The sequence below is a fragment of the Verrucomicrobium sp. BvORR034 genome, from assembly GCF_000739635.1.
In the GTDB taxonomy this organism is placed as follows: domain Bacteria; phylum Verrucomicrobiota; class Verrucomicrobiia; order Verrucomicrobiales; family Verrucomicrobiaceae; genus Verrucomicrobium.
The window spans coordinates 94,391-103,382 of record NZ_BATQ01000012.1 but is presented as its reverse complement, the minus strand read 5'-3'; the positions used below and the strand labels follow the sequence as shown (position 1 = coordinate 103,382).

Annotated in this window: 11 protein-coding genes; 4 read left to right on the top strand and 7 right to left on the bottom strand. The window is 61.6% G+C overall.

Going from position 1 to position 8,992, the window contains the following annotated elements:
- Window positions 1–672 (top strand): peptidoglycan-binding protein (locus tag BV034_RS02820; RefSeq protein WP_265592549.1); only part of this gene is annotated, 672 nt, incomplete at its 5' end.
- Window positions 673–1,015: 343 nt separating this feature from the next.
- Here the strand turns inward: BV034_RS02820 and BV034_RS02815 are convergent.
- The 4 genes from BV034_RS02815 to BV034_RS02800 all read right to left on the bottom strand — a co-directional run bounded on the left by BV034_RS02815 (window position 1,016) and on the right by BV034_RS02800 (window position 3,992).
- Window positions 1,016–1,585, bottom strand: coding sequence for a pseudouridine synthase (locus BV034_RS02815; protein WP_050023920.1), 570 nt, complete (start codon window positions 1,583–1,585; stop codon window positions 1,016–1,018).
- Window positions 1,579–2,673 (bottom strand): hypothetical protein, encoded by a 1,095-nt coding sequence (locus BV034_RS02810; protein ID WP_050023918.1) that lies wholly within the window; start codon window positions 2,671–2,673, stop codon window positions 1,579–1,581. The genes BV034_RS02815 and BV034_RS02810 overlap by 7 nt, the downstream gene beginning before the upstream one ends.
- Window positions 2,674–2,678: 5 nt before the next feature.
- On the bottom strand, window positions 2,679–3,167 hold the full coding sequence (locus BV034_RS02805) for a hypothetical protein (RefSeq protein WP_050023916.1): 489 nt from the start codon (window positions 3,165–3,167) through the stop codon (window positions 2,679–2,681).
- A 78-nt stretch (window positions 3,168–3,245) separates the two neighbouring features.
- Window positions 3,246–3,992 (bottom strand): FKBP-type peptidyl-prolyl cis-trans isomerase, encoded by a 747-nt coding sequence (locus BV034_RS02800; protein WP_050023914.1) that lies wholly within the window; start codon window positions 3,990–3,992, stop codon window positions 3,246–3,248.
- A gap of 252 nt (window positions 3,993–4,244) precedes the next feature.
- On the opposite strand from BV034_RS02800, the gene ilvC reads away from it, so the two are divergent.
- Complete coding sequence (gene ilvC / locus BV034_RS02795) at window positions 4,245–5,273, top strand: ketol-acid reductoisomerase (RefSeq protein WP_050023912.1); 1,029 nt, start codon at window positions 4,245–4,247, stop codon at window positions 5,271–5,273.
- A 121-nt stretch (window positions 5,274–5,394) separates the two neighbouring features.
- Here the strand turns inward: ilvC and BV034_RS02790 are convergent, their stop codons facing one another.
- From BV034_RS02790 to BV034_RS35565, 3 genes are all read right to left on the bottom strand, one after another.
- Window positions 5,395–6,117, bottom strand: coding sequence for a hypothetical protein (locus BV034_RS02790; protein WP_050023910.1), 723 nt, complete (start codon window positions 6,115–6,117; stop codon window positions 5,395–5,397).
- A 127-nt stretch (window positions 6,118–6,244) separates the two neighbouring features.
- Window positions 6,245–7,159: a DMT family transporter gene (locus BV034_RS02785; protein WP_050023908.1), complete on the bottom strand. Its 915-nt coding sequence runs from the start codon at window positions 7,157–7,159 to the stop codon at window positions 6,245–6,247.
- Window positions 7,160–7,411: 252 nt separating this feature from the next.
- A complete protein-coding gene (locus tag BV034_RS35565; protein ID WP_265592548.1) occupies window positions 7,412–7,624 on the bottom strand; it encodes a hypothetical protein in 213 nt (70 codons plus the stop codon).
- A 294-nt stretch (window positions 7,625–7,918) separates the two neighbouring features.
- Between BV034_RS35565 and BV034_RS02780 the strand changes: the two genes are divergently transcribed.
- Both BV034_RS02780 and BV034_RS02775 read left to right on the top strand, forming a co-directional pair.
- A complete protein-coding gene (locus BV034_RS02780) occupies window positions 7,919–8,470 on the top strand; it encodes a GNAT family N-acetyltransferase (RefSeq protein WP_050023906.1) in 552 nt (183 codons plus the stop codon).
- Window positions 8,471–8,489: 19 nt separating this feature from the next.
- Window positions 8,490–8,969: a hypothetical protein gene (locus BV034_RS02775; protein ID WP_050023905.1), complete on the top strand. Its 480-nt coding sequence runs from the start codon at window positions 8,490–8,492 to the stop codon at window positions 8,967–8,969.
- Window positions 8,970–8,992: the final 23 nt, after the last annotated feature.

Sequence of the window (8,992 nt, the reverse complement as noted above, 5' to 3'; positions counted from 1 at the left end):
GCCGCGTCGCATTCCGGCCCTGCGGGAACTGCCAGCCCCAGCACCACGGCCCCTGTCGCGTCCGCGCCGACACCGGGAACGATGAGCCCGACCGCCCCCGCCGCGACGCCACCTCCTCTTCAAGATCTCACCTCGACGGGTTCCGTAACTCCTCAGGCCCCTGGCACCACCGCAGCCCCCGGCTCGGCCACTGCCATGCCTACGCCGGTGCTCTCCAGCCCGCTCGCGTACGGGACGCAACCGCCTTCCCATCCGGCACCGACCCTGCCACCGGATGGCTATTGGAATCTTGACCAGATCTTTACGGGTTCCTCGTTCAATGCCTATTCCAAGAATGGACGCGCCTACCTTCTCTTTGAAGCCCAGGCCGCGCTCAAACAGAAGAGCCACTACAAGGCCCCAGTGGACGGCAAAGTGGGTCAGGGCACGCACAAAGCCATTGTGAGTTTTCAGTCGGCCAATGGCCTCCAGCCCAATGGTCAGCTCGACAGTCCCACCGTTGCAGCCCTTGGCTTGAGCGGCATGGACGACAAGTCCGACTGGTCCGCCCCAGCCCGCAAACGCTCCTCCCGGAGCAGCGGCGGCGGTCAGAGCAGCGACGGCGACGACGATGAGCCCAACTGGTGGCGCACCAACGTAGCTGATCCGTTTAAGCGTGCGTTCCGCCGTTGAGTTGGATGCATCGTGTTGATTGTGGGTAGCCGGAAGGGCGTTGCGCATGGCAGATCGCCACACGTCCAATGGTGCCTTGCAAAAGCCAACCTCGCCCCTGACGCTGTAGGGCAAGCGCTCCGCTTGCCACGCTCCACCCCTGACTGAGGCAACCGAGGCGGTCGCCCTACAACCCAAGGCGGTTGGCCGCATGTTCGCAAATAGAGCATCCCAAGACCTTCGGTCGTTCAACTCCGCCCCTGACTCCCTGTAGCTTGCCTCGCCCCACCCCTGACTTGAGGCAACCGAGGCGACCGGTCGCGGGTTCTGGCACAGACCATTTACAGGACCCTGACACACTCCATCACGCTAGCAGAAGCTTGATCTGCCCCGCAGTCAGTTCCCGCCACTGCCCAGGCTCAAGATCCAACCTTGCCAATTCCAGCTTGCCCATGGCCGCCCGGATGAGGCGCAGGGTGGGATACCCTACGGCGGCGGTCATGCGGCGCACTTGGCGATTTTTGCCCTCCACCAGTTTCATGGCCAGCCAGGAGGTGGGGATGGATTTGCGCTCACGAATGGGCGGCACACGTGGTGGATACGGCGGCGTGGGCTCCAGCAACTGCACCTTGCAGGGCAGGGTGTGAAAGTCCGGCAACTGGACGCCCCGGGTGAGACGGGTGATCGCCTCCGGGGCGGGGATGCCCTCTACCTGCACATGATAGGTCCGCTCATGCCCTTTGGTGGGGTGAAGCAATTGCTGGTTCCACCGACCCTCATCACTGAGCAGAAGCAGGCCTTCAGAATCGGAATCCAACCGGCCAATGGGATACACACTGGCTGGCAACCCAAGCTCTGCGAGGGTCCGATGGGAGGGATGCTCTTTCGTGAACTGGGAGAGCACCCCGTAGGGCTTGTTGATGGCAATCAGCATGACTCCGCCGCAGAAAGGGACTTGGCAGAGCCAACCGAGCCAGTCCCCGGGCCAAAACGACGTCGCACCCAGTCCCCTGCCATCCACGCCCAGAACACCGGGTTTACGAACAGCACCAGAAGGAGCTGCTTGTGATAGAGGAAGCCCAGATTCATGACCTCCGTAACGGTCTGGTGGAAGGTGATGAGAGCCAGCCCGTACACCAGGGCAATGCGCCGGTTGAGCAATGCGAAGAACGCGAACAGCTCCAGCGGAAGCCCGGCCCCGAGAGCTATCTGGGCCACGAGAGGGTGGTCCACAAAATACTGCGCCAGCCAGACGGCATTGTCCGCCGGGACAAGATGCGTGTAGTACGCCATGTCCGTGGATTTGGCGATCTGCAGCCCGAAGTAGGGCGTGTCTGCCATCCAGTTGCCACCGCTCTCATACACCTTGGTCAGAGCGGAAGCTACATAGGTGGCCATGACCGACTGGCGGGCCCAGTCGAGCTCCATCTGGTCCTGACGCAGGCCATGGGGCCGTCGCCAGCCGAACACCTGACACAGATGTCCCCACACCGCCGCCAGCCAGATGGCCAGGAGAGTCACGGAAACAATCTGCGTAGTGTGACCAATGGCCCCCTGGGAGTTTCCAAGAACCCCATGCGCCACGCTCGCCACCAGGGCGGGGACAATGGTGATGACCGGAAACACGCCGAGAGCGTACAGCACCAGAGACAGCGCCCAGAACGTGAGCATGGTGACATCCCAGGCAGGAAGGCCCGGGAGGTCGAGCGTGAAGAGCGTGCCCTTGATGAGCTTTTCACTCCCGATCCACGTGAAGTCCAAGCCGGGAAGGATGCGGGTGAGGAAACTGCCCCCGTCTGCCGCCGTAAAATTCCACCCTGGCGCTGCCATGCCGTGCGGCACCGGCTGGCTGGTGAAGCGGGAGGTGCCACCGATGGTGGGCCAGACAATGAGCGCCACGCCCACCCGCATGAGGAAGGTCTCCCACCAGTGGTGCCGCATGGGCTCGTACCCAAACCAGTAGCGACGCAGCCTCTGCCATAGGCTGGCGGTCTCCGGGACGGTGTTCAGTCTCGCTTCCATGCCGTTCAGTTCTGCCCCACGAGGCTGGTTTCCTTCACAATCTTCCCGTGGTCATCGAGGGTGATGTCCACCTTGTAGAGCCGGAAGCCGGCGTGCTTCTTCACCTCGTCCGGATAGCGGCCGGTCTCAATGAGTTGTTTCAAAGTGGCGTCCCCGGCCGGGCGGGTTTCCTCGGCCGTAAGCTTCTTGGAGGGCTTCTTCAGTGTCTTGGCCTCAGCCTTGAAGTAGTTGTCGAAGATTTTCTTCACCCCGGACGTCCAGTTCCCAAAGGTGGGGTAGAGGGCCACGGGCCGGTCTTCAAGATCCGTGACGTACACGTAGTACGCCTGCTTCTCGAAGGAGGAGTACATCGGAAAGTTCGAGAACGGATACCACTCCCCGGGCTTGGCCGCATCCCGCGTAAGCCAGGGGATGAGCAGCGCCGTCAGGAGCACAAAAAACCAGTGGACCTTGTGGGGCAACCACAGGATCCACTGGTGAACTTTTTTGATCATGGGGAGGAATACACGCGCCATGCGTCTCTTCCAACCCTTCATCGTGAGCAATTCTTGCCGGACAAAGGATGCCGCAGCTTACTGCTCGGCACCGATCTTCAGGAGCTCCACTTCAAAGATGAGTGTGGAGTTTGGCCCAATGGCGCGGGGGGAACCCTGCTCACCATAAGCCAGCTTGGAGGGAACGAAGAGCTTGTACTTGGAACCCACGGTCATGAGTTGCAGACCTTCCGTCCAGCCAGCGATCACCTGGTTGAGGGGGAAGTTGGCCGGCTCACCGCGCTTGACGGAGCTGTCGAACTCGGTGCCGTTGATGAGCGTGCCCACATAGTGCACGGTCACGACGTCTTCTGCCTTGGGCTTGGCGCCTTCGGCTTTCTTGATCACTTCATACTGCAGGCCGCTGGCGGTGGTCGTCACACCGGGGCGCTTGCCGTTCTCGGCGAGGAATTTTTCACCTTCCTGGCTGTTCTTGCTGGCGGCCTCGCCCATTTCCTTCTGGATCTTGGCGTTCATGGCCTGCTCGAACTGGCCCATGGTGGCCATCAGTTCTTCACGGGAATACTTGGGTTCCTTCTTGTCGATGGCGTCTTTCACACCAGCGGCCAGGGAGTCCACGTTGATCTGCACACCCATTTCTTGGAACTGGCCACCCATCTGGGTGCCATAGAAATAGCTGACTTTTTCGAGGAGGGCGGCGTCAATCACAGGTGCAGGTGCGGCGGCAGTTTCGGCAGGTTTGGCTTCAGTGGATTTCGTTTCCTGAGCCCGAAGCGGAGCGGCCAAGGAAAGAGCGATGAGGGGCAACAGGAGGGAAACCTTCATAAGAGCGGAGAGCCTACGCTGGGCGGTGCCGGGGCGTCAAAGAGAAAGGGCACCGGGCGTGCAAATGTTTCGCATGTCGGTCGTCATCCGGGCCTCTCTGGGGCTGTTTTTGGTCAATTTTCGCGCAAGACTCCACCCCCTCCACCTCGATTCCCTGCCAAAAGCCCCTGTTTTCAGATCTGCCTTTCCGTTTGACGCCCCGCCTAGCATGCCGCAGACTACGCGCCCTTCTAATCCAAAACCACGACCATCATGGCAGCTAAAATCTACACGGAATCCGACGCCAGTCTTGAGCCGCTCAAGGGCAAGACCTGCGCCGTCATCGGCTTCGGCTCCCAAGGCCACGCCCACGCCCTCAACCTCAAGGAAAGCGGCGTCAATGTCATCGTGGGCCTCTATCCTGGCTCCAAGTCCCGCGCCGTGGCGGAACAGCGTGGTTTCAAGGTGGTTGACACCGCAGAAGCCGTGAAGGAAGCGGACGTCATCATGATCGCCGTGCCGGACACCGTGATTCCGAAGGTGTACAACGCCGACGTGGCTCCGAACCTGACCGAAGGCAAGACGCTGCTTTTCAGCCACGGTTTCGCCGTTCATTTCAAGACCATCACTCCTCCTGAGAACGTGAACGTGATCATGGTGGCTCCCAAGGGCCCTGGTCACCTCGTGCGCCGTCAGTACACGGAAGGCAAAGGCGTTCCTACGCTGATCGCCATCTATCAGGACAAGTCCGGCAATGCCACGGAAATCGCGCTCGCCTGGGCCAAGGGCATCGGCGGCACCCGCGGTGGTGTGTTCGAGACGACCTTCAAGGAAGAAACCGAAACCGACCTCTTCGGTGAGCAGGTTGTGCTTTGCGGCGGTACCACCGCCCTGGTGAAGGCTGGCTTTGAGACCCTGGTGGAAGCCGGTTATCAGCCGGAAATGGCCTACTTCGAGTGCTTGCACGAGTTGAAGCTCATTGTGGACCTCATGTTCGAGTCCGGCATCGCCGGCATGCGCTTCTCCATCTCCGAAACCGCCGAGTACGGCGACGTGTCGGTGGGTCCGAAGATCATCGACGAGCACGTGAAGGAAAACATGCGCGCCCAGCTCAAGCGCATCCAGAGCGGCGAGTTCGCCAAGGAGTGGACCGACGAATACAACGCCGGCCAGCCCAACTTCAACCGTCTGCGCAAAGAAGGCGAAGCCCACCAGATCGAAGAAGTCGGTGGCCGTCTCCGCAGCCTGATGAGCTGGGTGAAGAAGCGCGAAATCGGCGGTTCCCAGGCCAGCTACGAGTAAGAAGTGGGATCGGCCCGCCCGATCGCCCCTCTCTCTCACAAGACTCTCATTCATTGTTCAGCGCGAATCCGGCAACGGGTTCGCGCTTTTTCTTTGTCTCAGGAAGATCCGCCTGGCGAAGTCACTCGTCCTCACCTGCCGGGAAGGCTGAGGTCACACCGAGTTCTGCCTCGATCACCCGTACTTTCTGGAAGTCCACCACCAGCATGTCCCGGTCGCCATCCCAGATGATGGCCTCTTCCTGGACACAGGCGCGCAGGAAATTCAGATAGGACACCAGGCTGGGATAGAACTGCGCCCCATTCCAACCCCGCTCTGAGGAGGCCACCACCGCCCCGTACAGCGGGCTCTCCGCATCGCACTCCACGCTCACCGTTGCCACCAGGCCCGAGACCGGGACAAGCTGGCTCCCCTCGAAACCGGGCGCCCCAAGCAGCTCGGTTGACGTCTGCTTGGCAAGGTCCCGGACTCCTGCTCTTGAAAGGAATGCGGCCCCTGGCGGAAACTCCAAGGGACGTCGTACTTTTTCCGGCAAACCCAGGCCATCCATCCAGACGAACCAGCTGTGCACGGAAGGGTGAACGGGGCGTTGCAGGAGGGTCTCGATCGCCACCTCCCGGGGGGTGCTCACCAAAGCATCTCGCAGAGGGATGCCTGCGGCGTCACAGGAATCGAGCAACGCCGTCGCCGAGTCAGTCACCTCCTCGGGAGCCGGCTGGCTGATGCGATAGCGGTGAGCACTGCCGGGGCCTGAACCCGCGCCGCTGGCCCCGGAAGAATCCCGGCACCCCACCCCGCATGCGGACAGCATAGTCAGAGTGAGGATGCGGAGCAGGAACTTCATTTTATCCAGGGGCTTCCCCCACGCTGTGACTCGCACCCCGTCTCGTCAATCCTACATTGGCTGGAGAAATTTCTTTGCCAATGAAACAATTGGTTCGACGGGGCTGCGAATCGAACGCCGAGAAGGGTCAGGCATCTTCCATTCGACGGCGTGAAAGGCCCTTGTTGGCCGGTTTCGAAGCCAGGGACGGGGCACGAAACACGAGCACGAGGGCCACTAATATGGCCGCCAGCCCGGCCACAGCCCGCATCGGCATGCGGTTGCCCAGGATCAAGAAGTCCAACAGCGCCGTCGTGGCGGGCACGAGGTAGAAGAGGCTGGTGACATTGACCAGACTCCCCCGTTGAATCAGCCGGAACAGCAGCAACTGGGCCCCGATGGAGATGACCAGCGACAGCCAGAGAAGCGCCACCCACAGCTGCGGCGTGAACTCCACACGGACGGGCTGGAAAGGCAGCACGGCGGCACAAAGCACCAGACTACAGCCATATTGCAACGGCAGCACCTCCAGCGGAGCCTGATGAATCCTCTTCTGCAAGATCGAACCAGCCGTGATGCTCACCAGTGCGCCGAGGGCGTAGAACAGCCCGGTGCGGGACAGGCTGGCCGCATGCCAGCCTTGAGACACGACCAGAGTCAGCCCGGCAAAGGCCAGCAGCAATCCGACCACGCGCGCTCCAGAAAAGCCCCGCCTTTCCAGGAGGATCAACGTCAGAAGCGGCTGCACCCCCAACACGGTGGCGAGCACGCCCGGCGTCACGCCATGGGCCAGGGCGAGCAGGTAGCAGGCCGCATAACCACCGATCATGAGGAGTCCCGCAACGCCTGCCCGCTGCCGTGTCCCCGGCTGAGGCAACCAGCGCCCGCGGCAGGAACCGACGATCAACAAAACTCCCAGCGCCAGGGCGAACCGTAGCAGGAGGAACATGAAGGGCGAGGCATGCTCAAGCCCCAACCGTGAGAAAATGGCACCGCTGCTCCATAACAGCACAAAGAGGGTGGTGGAGCCGAAGGCGGCCCATTGTTGTCTGGCGAAATTCATGGATGTAATGCATCTGTCTAGGAAATAATCTTACCCCGCAGACAGGGAGCGGCCACGACGTGGCCCTGCGTCCCTGCTGACGGGAGTGGTTCTGGCCGGGCAGGCCCGCAAGTGAGGGACGCGAATCCGACGGACACGCCGTCAGGCTCCCCAACTCAGGCCCGCACTGCGGCCACTGGAGGCGAAATACCCGCCACCACGACAATCGGGGGCGGTGCGACAGATGCGATCACTGCCACCATGCCGACATCCTCACTCCACCCAGTCCGCCAATGCGGTCGAGGTCGGGAAAGAGAATGTGAAGCAGATGACATGAATGATGATCAGCACGATCAGGAAACGTGGGTGGATAACTCGAAGACGAAGAATTGTCAAGATGCGGCCAAAGCATCCAATCCCAAGATCCATCAGCACCGCTGCTTGCAAATGATCGCGAATCGGCGATAAGACGACATCGTCAACCAACTTCGATGAAGCGCCTCTGCACAGCCAGGCTCACGCCGCATCCGACCCGTTCGGAGCAGGTGTGTCATGCCCGCGTGCACGCGGCCGTGGTTGTCCCGGCCCTTCGTGATGGCCATGCCCATGCCGGGCCCGTCGCCATCAGCGCCTGACCGGCGGATGTCCGGGGCTTGAGCCCCACCCCATCCCCCCAAGCGCTTCGAGGCTGACCATCGCCTTCCCAGATCTCCGCCGAGGGGCCATCATGCCCCCGTGCGGCCATACCCAACAAAAAAATACCGTGCCAGTTGCTCCAACATGAACACGCCATCCCCCGCACTTGAATCCACCGCGTCATACACCTTTGCTCCGTTGTCCCCGGCTGACCGGGAGCCGGTGCTGGCCATCTTCAACCACTACATCGCGAACAGCATGGCAGCCTATGCTGAACAAGAGCTCCCACCGGAAGCCTTCGACGGCGTCTTGAAAATGTGCGCTGGTTACCCGGCAGTCGCCGCCCGGGATGAGACTGGAAACCTGGCTGGCTTCGCCATGCTGCGACCCTTCCACCCGCTGCCGACTTTCTCAGGCACAGCGGAGATCACCTATTTCCTACAACCCGAGGCCACCGGACGGGGCCTGGGCAGGCTGTTGCTGGATCAAATGATCACAGGTGCCCGGGAAAAGGGGCTGCGCACCCTGCTCGCGAGCATCTCCTCCCTGAATGAAGGCAGCCTCCGTTTCCACCTGCGCAATGGGTTCGAGGAATGTGGACGCCTGCGCCGGGTCGGCCTCAAACAGGGCCGCGAGTTCGATATCATCTACTGCCAGTTCATGCTCAACCCTGAAGACTCCGGTCCTCACACATAACACATAACTTCCACCTCGCATGCCCCTGCTCCCTTCCGGGCTCCGCTTCGCCCTTGACCCCACGCCTCTCTCCGACCTCATCCGGGCCGCCGATGGCACAGCCATCGTTCACCCCGTCATGGCCATCGAGCACGTCGAAGACCTGTGCGAACACATTCAGGTCCTCTACTTCCGCCCGCCCGGCGGCTCCGGCTCCGCCACCTTGCGTGAATTCGATGAGAACTCCGTGGATGCTCCCACCGACCTTGTGCCCTACGACAGCGGTCTCACCTTCCTGGACTTCCTGCAACAGACCGAAAGTCTGAGCGAGGAGGACCAGGACGCAATGGCGGCATTCCTGGAAGAACCCAGGACGGCCGCGTTTCTGGACGGGCAGCTGGATCTGGTCAAGCACGCCCAGGAGGCGCTGCTGGCGCATCCCCATCCGCAGACCCGAATGTTCGCCACCATGTGGCAGGCCCGCTGCCATCCCCTCCAGGAAGGCGGCACCTCCGGGTGAAGCGCGGGCGATGAGTTCGATGC